20 protein-coding genes are annotated in these 23,177 nt (G+C 53.9%); 14 read left to right on the top strand and 6 right to left on the bottom strand.

Features of this window, described 5'->3' with window-relative positions; translation table 11 throughout:
- Positions 1 to 73: 73 nt before the first annotated feature.
- The 3 genes from JFY74_19465 to JFY74_19455 all read left to right on the top strand — a co-directional run bounded on the left by JFY74_19465 (position 74) and on the right by JFY74_19455 (position 3,706).
- A complete protein-coding gene (locus JFY74_19465) occupies positions 74 to 820 on the top strand; it encodes a cyclase family protein (protein QQG28204.1) in 747 nt (248 codons plus the stop codon).
- Between the two features lie 411 nt (positions 821 to 1,231).
- Positions 1,232 to 2,182, top strand: a complete 951-nt coding sequence (gene corA / locus JFY74_19460) for a magnesium/cobalt transporter CorA (GenBank protein ID QQG28203.1) — start codon at positions 1,232 to 1,234, stop codon at positions 2,180 to 2,182.
- A gap of 465 nt (positions 2,183 to 2,647) precedes the next feature.
- The gene (locus JFY74_19455; GenBank protein QQG28202.1) at positions 2,648 to 3,706 is read left to right on the top strand and encodes an AbrB family transcriptional regulator; all 1,059 of its coding nucleotides are present in this window, start codon (positions 2,648 to 2,650) and stop codon (positions 3,704 to 3,706) included.
- Here JFY74_19455 and rarD read toward each other — a convergent pair.
- Together rarD and JFY74_19445 are read right to left on the bottom strand one after the other, a co-directional pair.
- On the bottom strand, positions 3,672 to 4,601 hold the full coding sequence (gene rarD / locus JFY74_19450) for an EamA family transporter RarD (GenBank protein QQG28201.1): 930 nt from the start codon (positions 4,599 to 4,601) through the stop codon (positions 3,672 to 3,674). The two genes, JFY74_19455 and rarD, sit on opposite strands and share 35 nt — an antisense overlap.
- Positions 4,602 to 4,699: 98 nt before the next feature.
- The gene (locus JFY74_19445; GenBank protein ID QQG28200.1) at positions 4,700 to 5,188 is read right to left on the bottom strand and encodes a thioesterase family protein; all 489 of its coding nucleotides are present in this window, start codon (positions 5,186 to 5,188) and stop codon (positions 4,700 to 4,702) included.
- Between the two features lie 270 nt (positions 5,189 to 5,458).
- Here JFY74_19445 and pldA point away from each other — a divergent pair, with 270 nt between their 5' ends.
- From pldA to rhtC, 3 genes are all read left to right on the top strand, one after another.
- A complete protein-coding gene (pldA, locus tag JFY74_19440; GenBank protein ID QQG28199.1) occupies positions 5,459 to 6,325 on the top strand; it encodes a phospholipase A in 867 nt (288 codons plus the stop codon).
- A 132-nt stretch (positions 6,326 to 6,457) separates the two neighbouring features.
- Positions 6,458 to 8,287: an ATP-dependent DNA helicase RecQ gene (gene recQ, locus JFY74_19435; protein QQG28198.1), complete on the top strand. Its 1,830-nt coding sequence runs from the start codon at positions 6,458 to 6,460 to the stop codon at positions 8,285 to 8,287.
- A gap of 44 nt (positions 8,288 to 8,331) precedes the next feature.
- Positions 8,332 to 8,955: a threonine export protein RhtC gene (rhtC, locus tag JFY74_19430; protein ID QQG28197.1), complete on the top strand. Its 624-nt coding sequence runs from the start codon at positions 8,332 to 8,334 to the stop codon at positions 8,953 to 8,955.
- Between the two features lie 56 nt (positions 8,956 to 9,011).
- Here the strand turns inward: rhtC and rhtB are convergent, their stop codons facing one another.
- Positions 9,012 to 9,632 (bottom strand): homoserine/homoserine lactone efflux protein, encoded by a 621-nt coding sequence (gene rhtB / locus JFY74_19425; protein QQG28196.1) that lies wholly within the window; start codon positions 9,630 to 9,632, stop codon positions 9,012 to 9,014.
- A gap of 128 nt (positions 9,633 to 9,760) precedes the next feature.
- Here rhtB and pldB point away from each other — a divergent pair, with 128 nt between their 5' ends.
- Together pldB and yigL are read left to right on the top strand one after the other, a co-directional pair.
- A complete protein-coding gene (gene pldB / locus JFY74_19420) occupies positions 9,761 to 10,798 on the top strand; it encodes a lysophospholipase L2 (GenBank protein QQG28195.1) in 1,038 nt (345 codons plus the stop codon).
- 103 nt (positions 10,799 to 10,901) lie between these two features.
- Entirely contained in the window at positions 10,902 to 11,702 is an 801-nt protein-coding gene (yigL, locus tag JFY74_19415; GenBank protein ID QQG28194.1) for a sugar/pyridoxal phosphate phosphatase YigL, read from the top strand.
- A gap of 178 nt (positions 11,703 to 11,880) precedes the next feature.
- Here the strand turns inward: yigL and glpQ are convergent, their stop codons facing one another.
- The gene (gene glpQ, locus JFY74_19410; protein QQG28193.1) at positions 11,881 to 12,948 is read right to left on the bottom strand and encodes a glycerophosphodiester phosphodiesterase; all 1,068 of its coding nucleotides are present in this window, start codon (positions 12,946 to 12,948) and stop codon (positions 11,881 to 11,883) included.
- A 75-nt stretch (positions 12,949 to 13,023) separates the two neighbouring features.
- Positions 13,024 to 14,373 (bottom strand): glycerol-3-phosphate transporter, encoded by a 1,350-nt coding sequence (gene glpT, locus JFY74_19405; GenBank protein QQG28192.1) that lies wholly within the window; start codon positions 14,371 to 14,373, stop codon positions 13,024 to 13,026.
- Positions 14,374 to 14,687: 314 nt separating this feature from the next.
- On the opposite strand from glpT, the gene glpA reads away from it, so the two are divergent.
- The 5 genes from glpA (at position 14,688) to gntR (ending at position 21,034) form a co-directional block, all read left to right on the top strand.
- The gene (glpA, locus tag JFY74_19400; GenBank protein ID QQG28191.1) at positions 14,688 to 16,355 is read left to right on the top strand and encodes an anaerobic glycerol-3-phosphate dehydrogenase subunit A; all 1,668 of its coding nucleotides are present in this window, start codon (positions 14,688 to 14,690) and stop codon (positions 16,353 to 16,355) included.
- A complete protein-coding gene (glpB, locus tag JFY74_19395; protein QQG28190.1) occupies positions 16,345 to 17,607 on the top strand; it encodes a glycerol-3-phosphate dehydrogenase subunit GlpB in 1,263 nt (420 codons plus the stop codon). Before glpA ends, glpB begins: the two co-directional genes overlap by 11 nt.
- Positions 17,604 to 18,815: an anaerobic glycerol-3-phosphate dehydrogenase subunit C gene (glpC, locus tag JFY74_19390; GenBank protein QQG28189.1), complete on the top strand. Its 1,212-nt coding sequence runs from the start codon at positions 17,604 to 17,606 to the stop codon at positions 18,813 to 18,815. The genes glpB and glpC overlap by 4 nt, the downstream gene beginning before the upstream one ends.
- A 366-nt stretch (positions 18,816 to 19,181) precedes the next feature.
- The gene (locus tag JFY74_19385; protein QQG28188.1) at positions 19,182 to 19,877 is read left to right on the top strand and encodes a pirin family protein; all 696 of its coding nucleotides are present in this window, start codon (positions 19,182 to 19,184) and stop codon (positions 19,875 to 19,877) included.
- Between the two features lie 161 nt (positions 19,878 to 20,038).
- Positions 20,039 to 21,034 carry a gluconate operon transcriptional repressor GntR gene (gene gntR, locus JFY74_19380; GenBank protein QQG28187.1) on the top strand — a complete coding sequence of 332 codons (996 nt, stop codon included), beginning with the start codon at positions 20,039 to 20,041 and terminating at the stop codon, positions 21,032 to 21,034.
- A 9-nt stretch (positions 21,035 to 21,043) separates the two neighbouring features.
- On the opposite strand, the gene JFY74_19375 is transcribed toward gntR, so the two are convergent.
- Positions 21,044 to 21,556: a gluconokinase gene (locus tag JFY74_19375; protein QQG28186.1), complete on the bottom strand. Its 513-nt coding sequence runs from the start codon at positions 21,554 to 21,556 to the stop codon at positions 21,044 to 21,046.
- Positions 21,557 to 21,714: 158 nt separating this feature from the next.
- On the opposite strand from JFY74_19375, the gene JFY74_19370 reads away from it, so the two are divergent.
- On the top strand, positions 21,715 to 23,091 hold the full coding sequence (locus tag JFY74_19370; GenBank protein QQG28185.1) for a GntP family permease: 1,377 nt from the start codon (positions 21,715 to 21,717) through the stop codon (positions 23,089 to 23,091).
- Positions 23,092 to 23,177: the final 86 nt, after the last annotated feature.

Raw genomic sequence — 23,177 nt, 5'->3', positions numbered from 1 at the left:
ATTTTCGACAATGCTAGGTGGCCTGCCGCGTATCCATGGATGTGTGGTATCACAATAAAAAAGGAGCCTGCCCATGACGCTAGACCAGATTATTGCCGAGTTACAGAAGAAAAAATGGGTCGATCTCACGCATACGGTGACGGAGTCGATTCCTATTTTTAGCGCGTTTGAAGGCGTGTTGCAGCGTAAGACCCTATTCAACGTTGAAGATCATGGCTTTTTCGCTCAATCCGTGACGTTTGCGACACAGACGGGAACGCATATTGATGCGCCGGGGCACTTTGTCGCGGGTAAGCGCTATCTGGATCGCATTGATAATAAAGAGCTGTTGCTACCGCTGGTGGTGATCCACAAACAAGACGCCGTCGCGCACGATCCCGATTACCGCCTGTCGGTTGACGACATTCTGACGTTTGAGCGCGAATACGGGGAAATCCCGTCAGGCAGCTTTGTCGCGTTTGCCAGCGGCTGGAGTACGCGCTGGCCTGATATTGACGCCTTCGCCAATAAAGATGAAGAAGGCAACAGCCATACGCCGGGGTGGTCGCTTGAGGCACTGACGTTCCTGTTTGAAGAGCGCGGCATTAGCGCGGTGGGGCACGAAACGCTGGATACGGATTCCGCCGCGGATTTCCGTCGCAATAACGGGCTTATTGGCGAGTTCTTCGTGCTGAACCAAAATGCCTGGCAGGTTGAGGTCCTGAATAACCTGCATCAGCTGCCGTCTACCGGCGCTTATATTCACGTCAGCTACCCTAATTTCGCTGGTGCGCCCGGCTTCCCCGTCCGTGCCATCGCCTATTTACCCGACAACGCTTAATCGATAAACGCAGTTCTTTTTTTACTCTTAGGACTGCGTTTTTTACCACTTTCCGCGCCGAATTTATTGGATAAACCTTATCCATTTAACCAATATTTTACAGCGTGTTTCAGCCGCGGTTTTAAAGTTGAAGTCTTTTTCATCTCGGCGTAACATGCGCGCATCATTATTCTCGGAGGACTAACGCCTTGGACACACCCAGTCGATACTGGCTCACTAACCTGTTCATTAGGTACAACTTCTAAGGCTATCTTCCTCTGCTGATACCCTTCGTGGTTGTCAGCGATGCTGTTTTTGTCGCTACGAGTCAGATCCGTCGAACGGACTGAAACCTGCTGGTGACACCTCACCTTTGTTTCTGTGCTTCAATCGCGTTGTCCATCTCTGCTACTGAAAGGGGAGCTATGGCCCATGCTGAGCGCATTTAAACTGGATAATTGCCGTTTATCTCGTCTGGAACTGGATGACTCCGATGATCTCACCACGTCAGTTTGGGTCGATTTGATCGAGCCGGAAGACGATGAGCGTGAAAAAGTACAAAACGAACTGGGACAAAGCCTGGCAACCCGCCCGGAACTGGAAGACATTGAAGCGTCGGCACGTTTTTTTGAAGATGAAGACGGCCTGCACATCCACTCCTTTTTCTTTTTTGAAGATGCTGACGATCACGCGGGTAATTCGACCGTGGCATTTACCATTCGCGATGGTCGCTTGTACACGTTACGCGAGCGTGAACTCCCTGCGTTCCGCCTGTACCGCATGCGCGCCCGTAACCAAACTCTGGTAGACGGTAATGCTTACGAACTGCTGCTCGACCTCTTTGAAACTAAAATTGAGCAACTGGCGGACGAAATCGAGAATATCTACAGCGATCTGGAATCGCTGAGCCGCATCATTATGGAAGGGCGTCAAGGCGAAGAGTACGACGATGCGTTGTCCACGTTGGCGGAACAGGAAGATGTGGGCTGGAAAGTTCGCCTGTGTCTGATGGATACCCAACGTGCGCTGAACTTCCTGGTGCGTAAAGCCCGCCTGCCATCCGGTCAGTTGGAACAGGCGCGTGAAATCTTACGCGATATCGAATCTCTGTTGCCGCACAACGAATCCCTGTTCCAGAAGGTTAACTTCCTGATGCAGGCGGCGATGGGCTTCATCAATATCGAACAGAGCCGGATTATCAAGATCTTCTCGGTGGTCTCCGTGGTGTTCCTGCCACCGACGCTGGTGGCGTCCAGCTACGGGATGAACTTTGAATTTATGCCAGAACTGAAGTGGTCGTTTGGCTATCCGGGCGCGATTGTGCTGATGATTCTCGCTGGACTGGCGCCGTACCTCTACTTCAAACGTAAGAACTGGCTCTAAACCTGTCCGAATGCGCCTGATGGGATTGACCATCAGGCGCATCGCGTTTCTTCCCTTCAATGCAAAATTCCTTTCCTACTTGATAGTTTACGACCTTACTATTTCTGTTTATTCTCCAACTATTCTGTTTATACTCGTCATACTTCAAGTTGCATGTGCGTTGGCTGCGTTCAGTCACCCGAATCACTTACGTGAGTAAGCTCATCGGGATGAGGGAGAGACATCCTGTCTCTCACCGAAGGCCAGCCGTTGGCTGGTCAAATTCGTTCCCGACGAATTTGTCCTTCGCTTGCCGCGTTATTCGGCCTTATGGCCTCACCCCTTCGGGATCAGCGCAAGCGCTGTTCAAAAACGCCTTGCCGTTTTTGTCCTGAAACTCGAATTATTTAGAGTATGGAATGGTGGACTGCTTTTCTGTTCTTGCTTTCTATTTTTACTCTTTATTCCTAAACAAGGGTCGTGTGCATGAAAGGGATGTCACCGTGGGTGCAATGGGGAATCCTGCTGTCGGTCTCATTAATTCTGGGGTTTGGGTTACAGGTTTACCACGTTCCTGCCGCGCTGTTGCTGGGGCCGATGATGGTCGGCGTCGTCATGGGGTTAAACGGTGCGACGATTCGCATCCCGCCCGTCTGCTTTGCTGGCAGCAATGCCGTTCTGGGCTGTCTGGTTGCACAAAGCCTATCATTTTCCATCCTGAAACCGCTGATGAGCGAATGGCCGCTGGTGCTGTTCATTCTGCTCGCGACGCTGGCTGCCAGCGGGCTATCTGGCTGGTTACTGGTCAAATTTAGCGAGCTGCCCGGAACGACCGGAACCTGGGGGGCATCGCCGGGCGGTGCGTCTGCGATGGTCGCGATGGCCGGAGAGTTCGGTGCGGACGTGCGGTTGGTCGCCTTCATGCAATATTTACGCGTATTGATGGTCACCGCTTCAGCTGCGTTTGTGGCGCGCCTGAGTTTGGGCGACGAGGCGGCGGAAAACAGCGCGATGCTGGTCTGGTTTCCCGCACTGGACTGGCGCTTTCTGGCAACGCTCGGCGTGGCATTTGGCAGCGCCTGGCTGGGAAGACGTTTGCGCATTCCATCCGGTGCGCTGTTAGGGCCAATGATTATCGGCTCGATGCTGCATGCCAGCGGCACCTTGCAGCTGCAAACCCCGGAGTGGCTGCTGGCGTTGGCCTATGCCTTTATCGGCTGGAGTGTCGGGCTATGCTTTACTCGCCCCATCTTTTTACTGGCGATACGCACGCTGCCGCACATGATGGCGTCGATAGTCGGATTGATGCTGCTGTGCGGTGGAATGGCGTGGATGGTGACGAAAATGATGCCGGTGGATATGCTGACCGCCTTTCTGGCGACCAGCCCCGGCGGGCTGGATTCGATTGCGATTATCGCCGCAGGCAGTCGGGTCGATATGGCGTTTGTCATCGCCATGCAGACGCTGCGGCTGTTTTCGACGCTGTTGTTCAGCCCGATCTTATCGCGCTTTATTTCCCGTCGTGTTGAGGCAGGGACGTTGTAGCTGGCGTGCGACGTAGCTTACGCTGCGTATAAAGCGCATCCAGAATAAACAGCGCCAGCGCACCCCAGATAAAGCCAAACGTCACCAGTTTGTCGCTGCTAAACGCTTCACCGTAGAACACCACTGCCAGCATAAACATGATGGTAGGGCCGAGGTACTGGAAAAAGCCGAGCGTCGACAGGCGCAGACGCATCGCTGCCGAGGTAAAGAACAATAGTGGTACCGTGGTGACGATGCCTGCCGAGAGCAGCAGCAGATTCAGCGACCAAGGGTTGGCTGTCAGGTGGCTGCTTGGCGTGTCGGCAATGAAAAACAGATAAATGACGGCTACTGGCAGCAGCCACAGCGTTTCGATCAGCATGCCGGTTTGCCCGTCGATGCCAATCTTCTTACGCAGCAAGCCGTATAACGCGAAGCTGAATGCCAGCCCTAGCGCGATAATCGGCAACGATCCAAACGTCCACAGCTGAACCAGTACGCCAGTCACGGCAAGCAGCACGGCCAGCCATTGCAGGCGGCGAAAGCGTTCGCCCAGAAAGATCATGCCTAACATGACGTTGACCAGCGGGTTGATAAAATACCCCAGACTGGCTTCCAGCATGTGATGGTTGTTGACTGCCCAGATATACAACAGCCAGTTTCCGCCGATAAGCACCGCCGTTAATGCCAACAGAAACAGATGCTTGACGTTGCGGCAGGCTAGGCTCACCTGACGCCACTTCCGACCGATGGTCAGCAGGATCAGCATAAAGAAGAATGACCAGATAATACGGTGCGTCAGTATTTCATTGGGCGGAACGTGCTCAAGCAGCTTGAAGTAAACGGGAGCAATTCCCCAAATGAAATACGCGGCGAGGGCGAAAAAGATCCCCTCACGGGTTTGTTGCGCGTTCATGGGTGACTCGATAAGGACGGCGGGAAAACGCTAAGTCTACCCAAAACGGTGAGCGCTTTCACGTAAAGTGTTGATGACAATTTTTTCTAACGTAAAGGTTACCCGACAATATAGGTTGCGGTGGCGCTGGCGAGATGTGAACCCTGTTCGTTATGCAATTCGGCGCGTGCAACGGCGATTTTATTGCCGCCGCGCAGCAGCGTGCTGGTAATGGTGAAGTGTTCTCCATAGCCCGGACGCAGATAATCTACCCGCATATCAATCGTTCCCATGCGGGCGAGCCGATGATGAAACTCCTGATCGCTGATCGTCTCATGGCGCAGCAGCGTGTTGCCGACGCAGACCAGTCCTGCAGCCACGTCCAGCCCGGCAGCAATCACGCCGCCATGCAGGATTTTTTGTGCTGCGTTGCCGATGAGCTTCTCTTGCCGGGCGAACGTCAAGACGGCTTTGTCGGCTTCAAATTGCTGTAACTCAAGGCCCAGCTCAATGTTGAAGGGCATTTTGTAAATGAAAATCTCCCCAACGAGCTGGCGCACGGTCTCTCTGGTTAGTGTGGTTCCGTGAAACGATGGAATGTCAGCCATAGTGGTTTCCTGTTTGGGTGAGAGAGACTTGTTAAATGTAGTTGATTTGATGCGGTAAGGTTATGTGATTGTTTGTTTTGTGCGTTGATTTTGTTTCTTTCCAGAAAAGGCAGAGAAACGGGAGAACGATAATTCAAACGTCGCTGAACTGTGTAGAATGGCGGGCTTGAGTGGGGAAGGCTTATCACTATTTAGATAAATGAGTTTATTTAGATAAAAGATTTTATTTGGATAAAAGCATGCTGGAGAAAAACATGTCGGAGAAAATGAATGCATAAAATCGGATTCGTACTGGCAGTATTACTGACAGCACAGGCTCATGCCGAAGACACAACAAACGCACCTGCGCCAAATCAACCTGCGGTACGTGGCAGCATTATTGCCAGCTTGTTAGAAGAGCACAACACCCCGTTTGTTCTCTATCCTTACGAGAGCAACTACATACTGTATACCTATACCAGCAACATCAATAAAACGGCGATACAGAGCTATAACTGGGGCGATGAAGCACGTAAAGATGAAGTGCATTACCAGTTGAGTCTGGGATTCCCGATCTGGCGTGGCATTCTGGGTGATAACTCGTTACTGGGGGCTTCCTATACGCAGCGCTCGTGGTGGCAGTTGTCTAATAAGAGCGAGTCTTCTCCGTTCCGTGAAACCAACTATGAGCCACAGGTCTTTTTGGGCTGGGCAACGAACTACACATTAGCAGGCTGGACGCTGCGGGATGTGGAAACGGGCTTTAATCACCAGTCTAATGGCCGCTCTGACCCGACGTCGCGTAGCTGGAACCGCGCTTATGTCCGCCTGATGGCGCAGAACGGCAACTGGCAGGTTGATGTGAAGCCGTGGGTGCGTTTCTCCGACAGTCAGGATGACAATCCAGATATCACCAAATACATGGGCCATTACCGTTTGCGCGTCGGCTATGTGTGGGGCGACAGCGTGTTTAGCGCAGAAGGGCGCTATAACTGGAATAGCGGCTACGGTGGCGGTGAACTGGGTTGGAGTTACCCGCTGACGCGTCATGTCCGTTTCTACACCAAGGTGTTTAGCGGCTACGGCGAATCCCTGATTGATTACAACCACCGCCAGACCCGCTTTGGCGTTGGTGTGACGCTGAACGACATGTTCTAACGACCATGTTTTCGCGATCGGGGTTTTAGCGATTACCGCTTTAGCCCTGTCGTTTTACCAAACTAACGATTGCAGTTTTACCCAACGGCGCTGAAAATAGCGCCTGTTTGATTTCATTGAATTGGGGAAGGCGTGTCTACGGCGGAAGTATTGAATAAGGAAGCGCTGGCGGTTCAGGTTCTGCGGGACACGTTCGGCTACCAGCAATTCCGACCGGGTCAGCAGGAAATTATCAGCGCGACGCTCAGTGGGCAAGATTGTCTGGTTATCATGCCGACAGGCGGCGGCAAATCGCTGTGCTATCAAATCCCCGCGCTGGTGATGGACGGGCTGACGCTGGTGGTGTCCCCGTTGATTTCTCTGATGAAAGATCAGGTCGATCAGCTTCAGGCCTATGGTGTCTCCGCCGCTTGCCTTAATTCGACGCAGACGCGCGAGCAGCAGCTTGAGGTGATGGCAGGTTGTCGTACTGGTCATATCAAGCTGCTTTATATTGCGCCGGAACGTCTGACGACGGACAGCTTCCTCGATCATCTTGCCCATTGGCAGATTTCCCTGATCGCGGTGGATGAAGCGCACTGCATTTCTCAATGGGGACACGATTTCCGCCCCGAATACCGGACGCTGGGGCAGATTAAACAGCGCTTCCCTCATCTTCCTTTTATTGCGTTGACCGCTACCGCCGACGAGGCCACGCGTAACGATATCGTTCGCCTGTTGGATCTCCAGTCGCCGCTGATTCAGATCAGCAGCTTTGACCGCCCGAATATTCGCTACACGCTGGTGGAAAAGTTCAAGCCGCTCGACCAGCTCTGGATGTTCGTGCAGGCGCAGCGTGGAAAAAGTGGCATCATCTACTGCAATAGCCGTTCCCGCGTGGAGGACATTAGCGCGCGTTTGCAGGCGCGTGGGTTGAGTGCAGGGGCTTACCACGCTGGATTGGATAACGAACGACGTGCACAGGTGCAGGAAGCGTTCCTGCGTGACGATCTCCAAGTAGTCGTGGCGACTGTGGCGTTTGGTATGGGTATCAACAAGCCTAACGTTCGGTTCGTGGTGCATTTTGATATTCCGCGCAACATCGAATCCTACTATCAGGAAACGGGGCGAGCTGGACGTGACGGCCTCGCCGCCGAAGCTGCGCTGTTCTACGACCCAGCGGATATGGCGTGGCTGCGTCGTTGTCTGGAAGAAAAATCGGCTGGGCCGCAGTTGGATATCGAGCGTCATAAGCTCAATGCGATGGGCGCATTTGCCGAAGCGCAAACCTGCCGGCGTCTGGTGTTGCTGAATTATTTCGGTGAAGGACGTCAACAGGCCTGCGGCAACTGCGATATTTGTCTCGATCCGCCGAAGCGCTATGACGGGCTGGTAGATGCGCAAAAAGCGCTCTCCTGCGTATACCGCGTTGGGCAGCGTTTTGGTTTAGGGTATATCGTTGAGGTGCTGCGCGGGGCGAATAACCAGCGTATCCGTGACTTCGGCCATGACAAACTGCCGGTTTACGGTATTGGTAAAGAGAAATCGCAGGAACACTGGGTCAGCGTGCTGCGCCAGCTGATTCATCTGGGCTTGCTGAACCAGAACATTACAATGCATTCTGCTGTACAGCTTACCGAATCTGCGCGTCCGGTACTGCGGGGAGAAATGCCGCTACAACTGGCCGTGCCGCGTGTGATTAACCTGAAGCCCCGCGCCAATCAAAAATCGTACGGTGGAAATTACGATCGTAAGCTGTTTGCCAAATTGCGCAAACTGCGTAAATCCATCGCGGATGAAGACAATATTCCGCCTTACGTGGTGTTCAGCGATGCCACGCTGCTGGAGATGGCCGAAATGATGCCGATCACCGCAGGTGAACTGCTGAATATCAACGGGGTTGGACACCGTAAACTCGAACGTTTCGGTGCGCCTTTCATGAACATGATTCGCGATCATGTCGATAATAATGATGACGAGTGATGCTCGTCTTGTCTGACTGCATTTAAAAAAACAGGAAAACCAACATGCTGATGCTATTTATGACGGTGGCGCTGGTGCATTTCATTGCGCTGATGAGTCCAGGGCCGGATTTCTTTTTCGTTTCACAAACGGCGGCCAGCCGTTCCCGCCGTGAAGCGATGATGGGCGTGTTAGGTATTTCGCTGGGCGTTATGGTTTGGGCGGCTATCGCGTTGCTGGGGCTGCATCTGCTGTTGCAAAAAATGGCCTGGCTGCATACGGCAGTTACCGTCGGCGGCGGGCTGTACCTGTGCTGGATGGGCTGGCAGATGCTGCGCTCCGCACGAAATAAAGCACAGTTAGAAACCACGCAGGAAACGGCGGCGGTACTGCCTCAGCGCGGTAAAACCTTCATGCGTGGATTATTGACGAATCTGGCTAACCCGAAGGCGCTGATCTATTTCGGCAGCGTGTTCTCGCTGTTTGTTGGCGACAGCATCGGCAGCGGCGCGCGTTGGGGCTTGTTCGCACTGATCTCGATTGAAACGCTGATCTGGTTCAGCCTGGTCGCGATGGTTTTTGCCCTACCGGCAATGCGTCGTGGCTATCAGCGTTTGGCTAAATGGGTGGATGGCGTGGCGGGCGTGTTGTTTACTGGGTTCGGCCTGCACCTGATTTTCTCTCGCTAACCTTTCCCTCTGAACGATAGGCGTGCGCCGCTAGCCGATACGGCGCACTGCCTTCATCAGGCCTTTCTCGCCGTGGCGAGTAACGCGCCGACCAGCACGAACAGCGATCCGAATATCCGGTTGAGTGTCTTCATCTGTCGTGGGCCTTTCAGCCACCCAGCGATACGCGTGGCTAGCGTGGCGTAGCCAATCATCACGATGATATCGACCACAACGGTGGTGATGCCCAATACCAGATACTGTGCGGCCTGCGGCTGGTGGGGGATAATGAATTGCGGGAACAGCGCCGCCAGAAACACGATGCTTTTCGGGTTGGTCAGATTCACCAGCACCGCACGTTTAAAGAGCCTGCGACGCGGCATAGCGCTGGCGATCGCCTGAAGGTCAAGTGCGCCTGCGGCGCGCCACTGCTGAATTCCCAGCCAAATCAGATACGCCGCGCCCAGCCATTTCAGTACATCGAAAGCCAGTACAGATTGGTTAAGCAACGCGCCTAGCCCAATGCCGACCAACACGATATGAATCGCTAGCCCGACCTGTAAACCACAGATCGAGGCCGCCGCACCGCGATAGCCGTGGCTAATTCCGGTGCTCATGGTGTTGATGGCACCAGAGCCGGGCGACAGGCTGAGAATAAGCGTTGTGAGTAAGTAAGTTAACCACCAGTCCAATGTCATGAAGCATGCCCCTGAATCACGTTCTGTATTACGAGAGTCTGTCTGTTTTTTATGTCACAATACGCTTGTGCTCCACAGCTTGTCATGTTCTTCCGCTAGCTTTTTTTCCCGCGTCACCGGAGGGTGTGATGATTCAACGCCACAATACGTTGTTTACGTCGGAACGGTTAACGCCCGAATGGTTAACCTCGAACCTGTTAACGCGAGAAGCGCAGTTTGCCGCTTTTGCGACCGGAGAATTACTGGATTTCTGGCGTCAGCGCGAAGAGGGCGAATTCTCTGGCGTAGACGATGTGCCGATCCGGTTCGTTCGCTTTACTGCGCCGCAGCACGACAAAATTGTCGTTGTCTTTTCAGGCCGTATCGAAAGCTATGTCAAATATAGCGAAGTGGCTTACGATCTCTTTCATAGCGGCTATGATGTGCTCATCATGGATCACCGTGGGCAAGGGCGGTCGGGGCGAGTATTGCAAGACGGCCACCGTGGACACGTGCTGCGCTTTAGTGACTATGTCGATGATGCCGAAATGCTGTGTCAGCAGCATATTGGCCCGAAACACTATACCCGCCGGTTTGCCTTGGCGCATTCAATGGGTGGGGCGATTCTGGCGCAGCTTTTGATCCGCCAACCTGAAACGTTTGATGCCGTGGCGCTGTGCGCGCCGATGTTTGGTATTCGTTTGCCGCTTCCTCACTGCGTTGCTGGCTGGATCGTCGATTGGGCGGAGCGTCGCCCAGCAATACGTGATTACTACGCTATCGGCACTGGGCAATGGCGTCCTTTGCCTTACCGGATGAATGTGCTGACGCACAGCCGTGAACGCTACCAGCGCGGTATTCGCTTTTATGCGGATTCACCGGATTTACGCATCGGCGGCCCCACCTATCATTGGGTGCGAGAGGCGATACTGACGGGGAAACAGCTACTGGCTCAGGCCAGCGCCGTCACCACGCCGCTTCTGCTGTTACAGGCGGGAGAAGAGCGCGTGGTGGATAACCGCAGCCAGAATGCGTTTTGTCAGGCACTGGCACAAAGCGGTAACGCCAATTCAAACGGTGTTTTGCAGGTTATCCACGGTGCGCGGCATGAAATTCTCTTTGAAACGGATAACCTCCGCGCTCAGGCATTTGCGCTGATTCTGGCGCACTTTGCGCGTTATCATTAATTTTAGCCTGCTGGCAGGCCGTTCAACGGACGCTGCCAGCAACTTCGTTAATTTTTTTGCGGCGGGTGCCGCCGCAACACACCAGAAGTGAGATCTCATCGCTATGTACCATGTCGTTGCTTCCGATTTAGATGGCACACTGCTGTCACCTGACCACTCGCTGTCCCCCTATGCGAAAGAAACCCTCAGGCTGCTGACGGAAAAAGGGATTCACTTTGTGTTCGCTACCGGACGGCATCACATGGATGTCGCGCAGATCCGCGATAACCTCGGCATCAGCGCGTTTATGATTACCTCGAATGGTGCGCGTGTGCACAACTCGCAGGGCGAGCTGATTTTCAGCCACAATCTGGATCAGGACATTGCCCGCGACCTTTACAGCGTCGTACACAATAACCCCGATATGCTGACGCACGTTTACCGCGATGATGAGTGGTTTATGAACCGTCCGCGTGCGGAAGAAGAACGTTTCTTCAAAGAGTCGATCTTTAAATACAAGCTGTTCGAGCCTGCCCTGCTCGAAACCGATGGCGTCAGCAAAGTGTTCTTTACCTGCGATTCCCATGAACAGCTGTTGCCGCTGGAAGAAGCGATCAACGCGCGCTGGGGTGACCGCGTCAACGTGAGCTTTTCGACGCTGACCTGTCTGGAAGTGATGGCGGGCGGCGTGTCTAAAGGCCATGCGTTGGAGCAGGTGGCGAAGATTATCGGCTTCTCGCTCAAAGAGTGCGTGGCGTTTGGTGATGGCATGAACGACTACGAAATGCTGTCGATGGCCGGAAAAGGCTGTGTGATGCAGAACGCGCATCAGCGCCTGAAAGATATGCTGCCGGATCGCGAAGTGATTGGCTCTAACGCGGACAGCGCGGTGCCGAATTACCTGCGTGAACTGTTTCTGAAATAATCGATGTGTTATCGAGCCAACGCATCATCGGGCACACCGTGCCCGATGGGAAAGCTGAGCCTCAGCGATTGTTTAAGGATCGAGATACCGAGGGCGACCACGGTGCGAGGCATCCCTGCGGGAGCATCATCATCGTGTTTCCCTCTAAATCCATGCTTAAGCGATCAGTATTAGCGCTTCAGCGCGGTTTTTTCAGGAAATCGACCGCTTTGTCGGGAAAGTCGGTGAACAGGCCGTCAACATCCGCCTGATAGTAGAGGATGTCGTAGAGACGATCGATATCCTTGGCGTACGCCGGTAGCCTGTCGGCTCTTGTCGTAAACGGGTGTACCTGAAGTTTATGCTGATGGGCTTCCTTCACCATGTCGGTAAAGGTGATGCTGTCAGGCGTCGAACCTTTCTGGACGAGCATGTGATAGTCCGGGCCAATACCGTCGGCATAGGTCGCAATTTGCTGCATAGCGCCGGGCTTTTGCATCCAGTCGTAGTGGTAATTCGCCCACGTTCCATCGGCCTGCTTCTCGTAGGTTTCATGCCAGTCGGTATAGGCAATCAGTTGAATCAGGTTCAGATCCATCTTCATCTGCGGCTGCAATTCGGTTTTGATGCGCTTTAGCTCGGCAACATCAAACGATTGCAGGAAGACCTTATCGCTTTTTTTCGTATAGCCATACTGCTTCAACACGGCCAGCGTTTCGCGCGCGATGTCTTTTCCTTCCTGATGGTGAAACCACGGCGCTTTGATTTCGGGATAGAGTCCGATGTTTTTGCCAGTTGAGTGGTTCAGCCCCTGAATAAATTCAATTTCTTCCTGAAAGGTATGAATACGGAAGTCGGATTTCCACATCGGAAAACGGTTCGGGTAGCTCTGTACCTGCTTGCCGTCTTTGATGTCGAACCCTTCGGTAAATTTCAGTGACTTGATTTCTTTCAGCGTGAAATCGATGGCGTAAAAGCGTCCATCTTTGCGGGCGCGCTGCGGAAAGCGTTCTGCCACGTCGGTCACGCGATCCAGATAGTGATCATGCAGGACAATGAGCGCGTTATCTTTGGTGAGCACCAGATCTTGCTCCAGATAATCGGCCCCCTGAGCGTAGGCCATCGCTTTCGCCGGAAGCGTATGCTCGGGCAGATAGCCGCTGGTACCGCGGTGGGCAATAACGATTTTGTCGGTAGATGAAGCGAAAGCACTAAAGGATACGGAGAGCGCGAGGGCGGAGAGTAGGGATGTTACAGTAACGTTCATGCGATCAAACCTCTTTCTGTTGAGAGAAAGGCGGCGTCATCAGGACGCCGCCAGAGGGATGCTTACAAGAGCGGGTTAGGCGCGGTTGGCTAACTCTGCTTTATGCTTTTTCTCATTCAGCATAACAACAACCAGCAGAAGTACAGCCAGAATGCTGCCGCCGATCATGACTATAAAGCCGCCGTCCCAACCGAAGAAGTCAACGGTGTAGCCGACGATGGCGCTAGCGGCAACAGAACCGCCGAGGTAGCCGAACAGGCCGGTGAAGCCCGCAGCGGTACCCGCTGCTTTTTTCGGTGCCAGTTCCAGTGCATGCAGACCAATCAGCATGACTGGGCCGTAAATCAGGAAGCCGATGACGATCATACAGGCCATGTCCACACCCGGGTTACCGGCTGGGTTCATCCAGTAAACGATAGTTGCTATTGTCACCAGCGTCATGAAGAACACGCCTGTTGCACCACGGTTGCCTTTGAAGACCTTGTCGGACATCCAGCCGCACAGCAGCGTGCCCGGAATACCCGCATATTCGTAGAAGAAATAGGCCCAGGAAGACTTATCCAGTGCGAAGTGTTTAACTTCCTTCAGGTAGGTCGGTGACCAGTCGAGGATACCGTAACGCAGCAGGTAAACGAAGACGTTGGCGATCGCGATGTACCACAGCAGTTTGTTGGGGAAAACGTACTGCATGAAGATCTGCTTAGCCGTCAGTTCTTCTTCCGCTTTTTCATTGTAATCAACCGGATAATCGTTTTTGTACTCTTCAATCGGTGGCAGACCACAGGATTGCGGCGTGTCACGCATCAGTGCAAAAGCGATCATGGCAATCAGAATGGCGGCGAAGGCCGGCATATAGAGTGCTGCTTTCCAGTCGTTGAACCAGGCCATACCCAGCAGGAACAGCAGAGGAGGAATACCACCGCCGACGTTGTGAGCACAGTTCCATACGGACACGATGCCACCACGTTCTTTCTGCGACCACCAGTGAACCATCGTACGTCCGCACGGCGGCCAACCCATACCCTGGAACCATCCGCACAGGAACAGCAGGACGAACATAATCGCAATGCTGGACGTTGCCCACGGCACGAAGCCCATGAACAGCATGACCGCACCTGACAGAATCAGACCCGCAGGCAGAAACACGCGCGGGTTAGAGCGGTCAGATATCGACCCCATGATGAATTTGGAAAAGCCGTAGGCGATGGAAATGCCGGACAGCGCAAAGCCAAGATCGCCGCGTGAGAAGCCCTGTTCAATCAGATAAGGCATGGCGAGTGCGAAGTTTTTACGCACCAGATAGTAGGCGGCGTAGCCAAAAAAGATCCCCATGAAAATCTGCCAGCGCAGGCGGCGATAGAGCGGATCAACGTGTTCTTGCGACACGCGCGGCTGGTGGGCTGCGGGCCTAAAAATACTCAGCATAGATATCTCCAATACGAAAAAAAACGATAGCTTTTTTGTTCTATTACGAACGTTATTGTAAGGGGATAGCGTGCAAATGAGTGTGATTCATGACGCTAATGTTACACTTTTATGAAACTGTGACGATTTTTGCGCTCATGTTAACAGAATAGGAAAATTCCACAGTGTGGTTTTAGTGACCTAAATCACACTTATTGTTTTTAAATCCCACTTTATTTTCGTTTAGTGTTCGTTTTTGCTCTTTATCAAACATTAACCCTTCTTTCTGTGTCCCAATAGCAACATGTATACCCTCCGCCTGAAGTGAGAGCAGAATGAAAAACATGGGGAACTGGCGTGAAACTGACGTGGTTGTCATCGGCGGTGGTGCGACGGGTGCGGGTACAGCACGAGACTGTGCTCTGCGCGGACTGCGCTGCCTGCTGCTTGAACGTTATGACATTGCGACCGGGGCGACCGGGCGTAATCACGGCTTATTACACAGCGGCGCCCGCTATGCGGTAACCGATGGCGAGTCTGCCCGCGAATGTATTGAAGAAAACCAGATTCTCCGGCGGATTGCTCGCCACTGTATTGAGCCTACCGACGGTCTGTTTATCACCTTGCCAGAAGACGATCTCGGCTGGCAGGCGCAGTTTATTACCGCCTGCCAGCAGGCTGGGATTCACGCTCAGGCGTTGGATCCACAGGAAGCGCTACGGCTGGAACCGGCGGCAAACCCAGCGCTGATTGGCGCGGTGCGTGTGCCGGATGGCTCCGTCGATCCCTTTCGCCTGACGGCGGCCAACATGATTGATGCCTGCGAGCACGGTGCGGAAGTGCTGACCTATCATGAGGTTATCGGGCTGATTCGTCAGGGCGACCGTATTACCGGTGTGCGCGTTTTCGACCATAAAAAAGGTATAGAAACAGAAATCTATGCACAGGTGGTGGTCAACGCGGGCGGTATTTGGGGGCAACACATTGCGGAATATGCCGATCTGCGCGTGCGCATGTTCCCGGCAAAAGGCGCGCTACTGATTCTTGGACACCGCATTAACAACATGGTGATCAACCGCTGCCGTAAGCCGGCGGATGCCGACATTTTGGTGCCGGGCGATACCATTTCGCTGATTGGTACCACCTCAACTCACATCGATTACGATCAAATCGACAACATGCTGGTGACGCCTGCCGAGGTGGAAACGCTGATGCGGGAAGGCTCGATGCTGGCACCGACGTTGGCGAGTACGCGCATTCTACGTGCCTATGCGGGCGTCCGACCGTTGGTTGCCAGCGATAGTGACCCCAGCGGGCGTAGCGTGAGCCGCGGTATTGTGCTGCTCGACCATGCCATCCGCGACGGGCTGGAAGGATTTATTACCATCACCGGCGGCAAGCTGATGACCTACCGCCTTATGGCGGAATGGGTGACTGACGCCATCTGCAAAAAACTGGGTCATGACGTGGCCTGCTCGACGGCACAGACGCCGCTGCCCGGTTCTGAATCGCTGGAGGAAGTGAAATCTGCCCCTCACGCCCTGTCTGCTTATCCTGTGGCAAAACCGTTATCTGCACCGCTGCGCGGTTCGGCGATTTATCGTCACGGTGAACGAGCAGGACGAATGCTGTCCGGTGAGCGTCTGGATCGCAGCCTAGTGTGTGAATGTGAGGCGGTGACGGCGGGGGAAGTGCGCTACGCTGTGGAGTCGTTGCAGGTGAATAACCTGATTGATTTACGTCGACGCACTCGCGTGGGTATGGGCACCTGTCAGGGGGAGCTGTGCGCCTGTCGTGCGGCGGGTCTGCTGTGCCGTTTGGGTACCGCGACGCCGGAGCAGTCGCTCACGCAGCTCAGCCAGTTTTTGAACGAACGCTGGAAAGGCATTCGCCCGATTGCGTGGGGCAATGCGCTGCGCGAAAGCGAGTTTACCAGTTGGATTTATCAGGGATTGTGCGGCCTGACGGCCAGCGACAGTCAGGAGGATCGTCATGCGCTATGACGTTGTGATTATCGGTGGCGGGCTGGCGGGATTGACCTGCGGCATTCGCTTAGCGGAGCAGGGAAAACGCTGTGCGATTGTCAGCGCGGGGCAGAATGCGCTGCATTTTTCTTCCGGTGCGCTGGATTTACTTTCCCATCTCCCTGACAGACAGCCCGTGAGCCAGCCGCTCGATGCGCTGGATGAGTTGGCGCGTCAGGCTCCTCATCATCCTTATTCCCGTATGGGCGCGACGGCAGTGGCGGCCCTGTTGCCACAAGTTGAGGCGCTGCTGGAACGCAGCAATATCACCCTGCAAGGCAGTCATCACCAGAACCACTGGCGCATGACGCCGTTAGGTAAGTTTCGTTCATGCTGGCTGAGCCCGGTCGATGGCGTCACGCGTGGTCTGCCGGATGCCCGCTTTGGCGACAATCCGCTGATTGCCGGTATCGAAGGCTTTCTGGATTTTCAGTCCCGTATTGTGTCCGGCACGCTTCAGGCGCAGGGTATTGCGGCACGCAGCGATGAACTCAAGCTGCCCGTGCTGGATCGGCTACGCCAGAACCCCAGCGAATTCCGCGCGGTAAATATCGCCCGCGTGCTGGATCGGCCGGAAAGCCGCTCGGCGCTGGTAGAAGAGCTGTCGCTTCTGGCTAACGGTAACGATGCCATCATCATGCCTGCATGTCTGGGATTAGACAGCCCTGAAATCATCAATGAACTCGCTGATGCGTTAGGGAAACCGGTACTGCTGTTACCGACATTACCGCCGTCAGTACTCGGATTACGGCTGCATCAGGCACTGTCGCAGCGCTTTCGCCAACTGGGTGGCATGGTGATGCCGGGCGATCGCGCGGTGCGCGCCTCGCTGTCGCCGCAGGAGATTGCGATCCATAGCCTCCACCACCGTGATATTCCGCTGCGGGCGAAGCATGCGGTGCTGGCGAGCGGTAGCTTCTTTAGTAACGGACTGGTGACGCAGTTCGATCGCGTGACCGAACCGGTCTTTGGGCTGGACGTTCGGTTTGCTGACCAGCGCGAGGGCTGGAGCCAGCAGGATGTGTTTGCGCCGCAGCCTTATCTACAATTTGGTGCGATTGTCAATGAACACCTGCATCCGCGCATTGAGGGTGAAACGGTCAATAATCTGTACGCGATTGGTGCGGTGCTGGAAGGCTTTGACCCCATTGTGCAGGGGTGTGGAGCGGGGGTTTCCTTGCTCAGCGCACTTCATGTTGCCGAACAGATTTTGAAGGAGGGCAATCCATGAGCCTGCTTAGCGATAACAGTTTTGAAGATTGCATCAAGTGTACGGTCTGTACCACGTACTGTCCGGTGTCGCGCGTGAATCCGCTTTATCCCGGTCCGAAACAGGCTGGCCCGGACGGCGAACGCCTGCGGCGTAAAGATCCGGCGCTGTATGATGATGCGCTGAAATACTGCACCAACTGCAAACGCTGTGAAGTCGCATGTCCGTCGGATGTCAAAATTGGCGACATTATTCAGCGTGCGAAAGCCACGCACAGCAGTCACAAGCCGACATTGCGTGATGCGATTCTGAGTCATACCGACTTCATGGGGTCAATTGCTACACCGTTTGCGCCTCTGGTGAATACGGCGACTAGCCTGAAACCGGTACGCCAACTGCTGGATAAGGCGTTGAAAATCGACCACCGTCGCCAGTTGCCGAAATACTCGTTCGGCACCTTCCGGCGCTGGTATCGCCAACAGGCGGCAAAACAGCAGGCCTATGATGAGCAGATCGCTTACTTCCACGGCTGCTATGTGAACTACAACCATCCACAGCTAGGTAAAGATCTGGTTCAGGTCTTTAACGCGATGGGTATTGGCGTCCAGTTGCTGAATAAAGAGAAGTGCTGCGGCGTGCCGCTGATCGCCAATGGTTTTCACGACAAGGCCAGAAAGCAGGCGCACGCGAATATCAAATCGCTGGATGAGGCGATTAATCAGAAATCCCTGTCGGTGGTTGCGACGTCATCCAGCTGTACGTTCACGCTGCGGGACGAGTATCCACATCTGCTGGGCGTGGATAACGGTCACGTACGCGATGGCGTCGAACTGGTGACGCGTCAGCTCTACCGTCTGCTGGAAGAAGAAGGGCGAACGCTGCCGCTGGGTAAATTGCCGCTGCGGGTGGCGTATCACACGCCTTGCCATCTGGAACGAATGGGCTGGACGGCGTATACCCTGGCGCTGCTGCAACGCATTCCCGGTCTTGAGCTGGTGATGTTGGATTCCCAGTGCTGTGGCATTGCGGGTACCTACGGCTTCAAGAAAGAGAATTACGCCACGTCGCAAGGTATTGGTGCACCGCTGTTTCAGCAGATTGAAGAGAGCGGAGTTGATATCGTGGTGACGGACTGCGAAACCTGTAAATGGCAGATTGAGATGTCGACCAGCAAAAAGTGTGAACACCCGATCACCCTGCTGGCAAGGGCATTAGCGCAGCCAGAGTAGCAAACAAAAGGGGAGCAAAACGGGCTGTTCCGCAGTCCGTATTGAGAATAAGAATTTATCGCAAAAAGCACTTTACAAGTGCGAATGATAATGATTATTATTGCTGTGCATTCTGGGGAACGATGTCATGCGCCTGTGTTAGTTATTGATGGTGTTCACGACGATCCGGCTTCCCTGTGAAGGCACGACATTGCTCACATTGCTTCCAGTATTATTTAGCCAGCTCGGGTGCTGGCTTTTTTTTTGCAATTCCTTTCCAGCCATTATCCCGTTCTGATTTTTCGAACAGAGCGATGAGTTTTTTGCGCTATCTTATTTACCACCGCCCGTTACACTTTCCTTATCAAAAACGCGGGAGGAAATAACATGATCTATTTACGTCAAGCGCAAGATCGCGGACATGCGAATCACGGCTGGCTCGACAGCTGGCACACATTCTCATTCGCCGATTATTACGATCCTGATTTCATGGGATTTTCGGCACTGCGCGTCATTAATGAAGACTATATCGAAGGCGGTCAGGGCTTTGGTACGCATCCACATAAAGATATGGAAATTCTGACCTATGTTTTGTCCGGTGCGGTTGAACATCAGGACAGCATGGGAAATAAAGAGCAGGTGCCAGCGGGCGAATTCCAGATTATGAGTGCGGGAACGGGTATTCGTCATTCTGAATACAATGCCAGCAAGGACGAGCAACTGCACCTGTATCAAATCTGGATTATCCCGGAAAAAACCGGTCTGACGCCGCGCTACGAGCAGAAACGCTTTGATGTGCTGCAAGGGCGTCAACTGGTGCTGTCTCCGGATGCGCGTGAAGGCTCGCTGAAGGTCTTTCAGGACATGACGCTGTGGCGCTGGGCGCTGAAAGCGCAGGAGCAATCGGTGTATCAGATTCAGGCTGACCGCCGCGTCTGGGTTCAGGTGGTGCGCGGTACGGTAGAGATTAACGGCCAGAAAGCGGAAACCAGCGATGCGTTTGCCGTGTGGGATGAAACGGCGATCTCCGTACACGCCAGCGAGGACAGCGAAATCCTGCTGTTTGATCTGCCGCCGGTATAATGACGAGTGAGAAAAATGAAGAAGCCCGCGTAGGAAAAGACGCGGGTTTTTTATTTGTCACTGCCTGACGTCATCATTCAGATTCTGCCCCTTTGCCTTTACTTTCTTTATGCTTTTTTTGTTAGACTTAGCTTACTGTTTTTCAGGCATTTTAGTCGACGATGAAGAAAAAAAGACCCGTTCTCCAGGACGTTGCTGACCGCGTTGGGATTACCAAAATGACGGTAAGCCGTTATTTGCGTAATCCCGCTCAGGTGTCCGCCGCGTTGCAGGAAAAGATCGCTATTGCATTGGATGAGCTGGGCTATATCCCCAATCTCGCGCCGAATATGCTCGCCAGCTCCACCAGTCGGGCGATTGGCGTGCTGCTGCCGTCATTAACCAATCAGGTTTTCGCCGAAGTCTTGCGCGGGATTGAACGCACGGCGGAAGCGCACGGCTACCAGACTATGCTGGCGCACTATGGCTATCATCCTGACAGAGAAGAACAGCGTCTGACCTCACTGCTGTCGTATCACATCGATGGGCTGATTTTGGCTGAACGTACCCACACGCCGCGCACGCGCCAGATGCTGGACGTTGCCGGCATTCCGGTAGTCGAGTTGATGGATTCTGTCTCACCCTGTCTGGATATGGCTGTCGGTTTTGATAACGTCGAAGCCGCGCGGCAGATGACATTGCGTATGGTCGTGCTGGGGCATCGTCATATCGTTTATCTAGGCGCACGGCAGGATGAGCGTACGATTATGCGTTGCCGAGGCTATGAGCAAGCGATGTGGGAAAGCGGACTCAAGAGCTATTGCGTGATGAGCGAGCGGGCGTCTTCCTATTCGCTTGGTGGCGAACTGCTGCGGCAGACGCAGGCGGAATACCCGCAGGTCGATAGCGTATTTTGCACTAATGACGACTTAGCCGTCGGTGCGATGTTCGAATGCCAGCGGCAGGAGCTGCGTGTGCCGGATGACATTGGCGTAGCGGGTTTCCACGGGCACGACATTGGTCAGGCGATGGTGCCGAAGCTGGCTAGCGTACTGACGCCGCGTGAACACATGGGGCGCGTCGGCACCGAACAACTGCTGGCTCGTCTGCGGGGCAAGCCAGTCGCACAGGATAGAATCGATGTCGGTTTCACCGTGCTGGACGGTGAAAGCCTCTAAGCAGAGGCGTTAGCCTGCCGCACGCAGTGCTTCAACGCAGCGCTGTACGACGTCCTCTCGGGTGCCGTCAATATCGACCTTCAGGACATCCGGTTCATCGCTGCCCGGTTCTTCCAGCGCATCGAACTGGCTTTTCAGTAGATCTGTCGGCATGAAGTGGCCTGCTCTAGCTTTGTGACGCTCAAGAACCAGCTCAAAGCTGCCTTTCAAATAGAGAAACACCATCTTTTCGTTCCCTTCGCGCAGGCGGTCGCGGTAACGCTTTTTCAGCGCGGAACAGACGATGATGCCCGTCTCATTTTTGTGCGCCAGGCTGTAGGCAACATCGCTCAGTCGCTCCAGCCACGGTGCGCGGTCGTCGTCATTCAACGGCGTACCGCTGGCCATCTTCTGGATATTTGCGCGCGGATGCAGATCGTCGCCGTCAATAAATTTTGCCTGAATGGCGCGGCCAAGTTCAGCGCCAACTGAGGATTTTCCACTGCCTGATACGCCCATCAGAATAATGCTTCGACCCGACATAATTTGATCTCTATCCCAAACTGTAAATTAAATGATACTTAATGGTTCCATACTTTAACATGTTACCCGTATCATGTTACCGGTATCAAATGATGATGTGATACACCTCACAAACAATTAGCCAACCCAGACCGAGTGCCCTAAAGAGATTATTAACGATGACAGAAATCACCTCCGCCTATAGCGCCAGTGTGTTGTTGACCATTGCCGCTGGTGCAGTCGCACTGTTACTGGTACTGATTATGCGCTTTAAAATCCATGCGTTCCTGGCGCTGACGTTGGTCAGTGTGGTCACCGCACTGGTAACGAAAACGCCTTATGAAAAAGTGGTTCCCATGCTGCTCAGTGGTTTCGGCAGTACGTTGGCATCTGTCGCGCTGCTGGTGGGGCTGGGAGCCATGATTGGTCGCCTGTTGGAGGTGACTGGGGGGGCGAATGTCTTAGCCGATACCCTGATTAATAAATTTGGTGAACACCGTGCGCCTTTCGCGCTGGGTGTTGCTTCGCTCTTGTTTGGTTTTCCGATCTTCTTTGACGCGGGTCTGGTTGTGATGCTGCCGATTATTTTTAGTGTCGCGAAACGCTTCGGTGGTTCGACATTAAAATATGCTTTCCCTGCTGCGGGTGCGTTTGCGGCAATGCACGCCTTAGTTCCACCGCATCCCGGTCCGGTCGCGGCGAGCGAATTATTGGGCGCTAACATTGGATTACTGGTGATTGTCGGTACCATCATTGCGCTGCCAACCTGGTATTTCGGCGGTTATCTCTATGGCCTGTACGCGGGGAAAAAATTCGATATCAAGCTGCCATCGAGCTTCCTGTCTGCGGTTGAAACCGATTCTACGGTTGAACCACCGCGTTTTGCCGTGGTACTGAGCATTTTGCTGCTGCCACTGGTGTTGATTTTCCTCGATACCGGCCTGAATACGCTGACGGTTATGGGGATGGTGAGTGGCGATAATGGTGTTGTTCAGTTCTTGCGGATGCTGGGGAAAACCCCGATTGCGCTATTGATTACGGTGTTTTTCGCGCTGATGGTCTTTAGCGGTCGCAAGAGTGGAGCGCATCTTGAAAAGATTTGTGACGGAGCGTTAGGTCCGATTTGTGCCATTATTTTGGTAACGGGTGCAGGTGGGATGTTCGGTGGCGTTCTGCGTTCCAGCGGCATTGGTAATGCGCTGTCAGGCGCACTGGCGGATACGGGAATGCCCGTCATTGTTGCCGCATTTGTGGTATCGATGGCACTTCGCGTAGCGCAGGGGTCTGCCACTGTAGCGCTGACAACCACGGCTGCCTTGATGGCACCAATGGTGGCGGCGACGCCTGGCCTCAGCCAGTTCGATCTGTGCTTTATCGTGGTGGCGATTGCGGGTGGTGCAACCGTGCTGTCGCATGTGAATGACTCGGGTTTCTGGTTGGTCAGTCGTTTCCTCGAAATGGATGAGAAAACGACCCTGAAAACCTGGACGGTGATGGAAACGCTGCTCGGCACCATCGCGTTCCTGATAGCGCTGGTGGGGAGTATTCTCCTCTAACGCTCCTGCGCGGAGGGCGTTAAGCAAGCCTGACGCGCGGTGATAATGGATAGATCGTAAAGACGCTGTAAATACATCCCTGTACG

Origin of the sequence: Pectobacterium carotovorum (genome assembly GCA_016415585.1) — a bacterium.
Taxonomy (GTDB): domain Bacteria; phylum Pseudomonadota; class Gammaproteobacteria; order Enterobacterales; family Enterobacteriaceae; genus Pectobacterium; species Pectobacterium carotovorum_K.
The sequence above is the reverse complement of the archived record's forward strand: the minus strand, read 5'-3'. Positions and strand labels throughout refer to the sequence as shown.

Bases quoted from the DNA above. Each gene is read 5' to 3' on its own strand.
- JFY74_19465 (QQG28204.1), top strand. From the start codon at position 74: ATGACGCTAGACCAGATTATTGCCGAGTTACAGAAGAAAAAATGGGTC.
- corA (QQG28203.1), top strand. From the start codon at position 1,232: ATGCTGAGCGCATTTAAACTGGATAATTGCCGTTTATCTCGTCTGGAA.
- JFY74_19455 (QQG28202.1), top strand. From the start codon at position 2,648: ATGAAAGGGATGTCACCGTGGGTGCAATGGGGAATCCTGCTGTCGGTC.
- rarD (QQG28201.1), bottom strand. From the start codon at position 4,601: ATGAACGCGCAACAAACCCGTGAGGGGATCTTTTTCGCCCTCGCCGCG.
- JFY74_19445 (QQG28200.1), bottom strand. From the start codon at position 5,188: ATGGCTGACATTCCATCGTTTCACGGAACCACACTAACCAGAGAGACC.
- pldA (QQG28199.1), top strand. From the start codon at position 5,459: ATGCATAAAATCGGATTCGTACTGGCAGTATTACTGACAGCACAGGCT.
- rhtC (QQG28197.1), top strand. From the start codon at position 8,332: ATGCTGATGCTATTTATGACGGTGGCGCTGGTGCATTTCATTGCGCTG.
- rhtB (QQG28196.1), bottom strand. From the start codon at position 9,632: ATGACATTGGACTGGTGGTTAACTTACTTACTCACAACGCTTATTCTC.
- pldB (QQG28195.1), top strand. From the start codon at position 9,761: ATGATTCAACGCCACAATACGTTGTTTACGTCGGAACGGTTAACGCCC.
- yigL (QQG28194.1), top strand. From the start codon at position 10,902: ATGTACCATGTCGTTGCTTCCGATTTAGATGGCACACTGCTGTCACCT.
- glpQ (QQG28193.1), bottom strand. From the start codon at position 12,948: ATGAACGTTACTGTAACATCCCTACTCTCCGCCCTCGCGCTCTCCGTA.
- glpT (QQG28192.1), bottom strand. From the start codon at position 14,373: ATGCTGAGTATTTTTAGGCCCGCAGCCCACCAGCCGCGCGTGTCGCAA.
- glpA (QQG28191.1), top strand. From the start codon at position 14,688: ATGAAAAACATGGGGAACTGGCGTGAAACTGACGTGGTTGTCATCGGC.
- glpB (QQG28190.1), top strand. From the start codon at position 16,345: ATGCGCTATGACGTTGTGATTATCGGTGGCGGGCTGGCGGGATTGACC.
- glpC (QQG28189.1), top strand. From the start codon at position 17,604: ATGAGCCTGCTTAGCGATAACAGTTTTGAAGATTGCATCAAGTGTACG.
- JFY74_19385 (QQG28188.1), top strand. From the start codon at position 19,182: ATGATCTATTTACGTCAAGCGCAAGATCGCGGACATGCGAATCACGGC.
- gntR (QQG28187.1), top strand. From the start codon at position 20,039: ATGAAGAAAAAAAGACCCGTTCTCCAGGACGTTGCTGACCGCGTTGGG.
- JFY74_19375 (QQG28186.1), bottom strand. From the start codon at position 21,556: ATGTCGGGTCGAAGCATTATTCTGATGGGCGTATCAGGCAGTGGAAAA.
- JFY74_19370 (QQG28185.1), top strand. From the start codon at position 21,715: ATGACAGAAATCACCTCCGCCTATAGCGCCAGTGTGTTGTTGACCATT.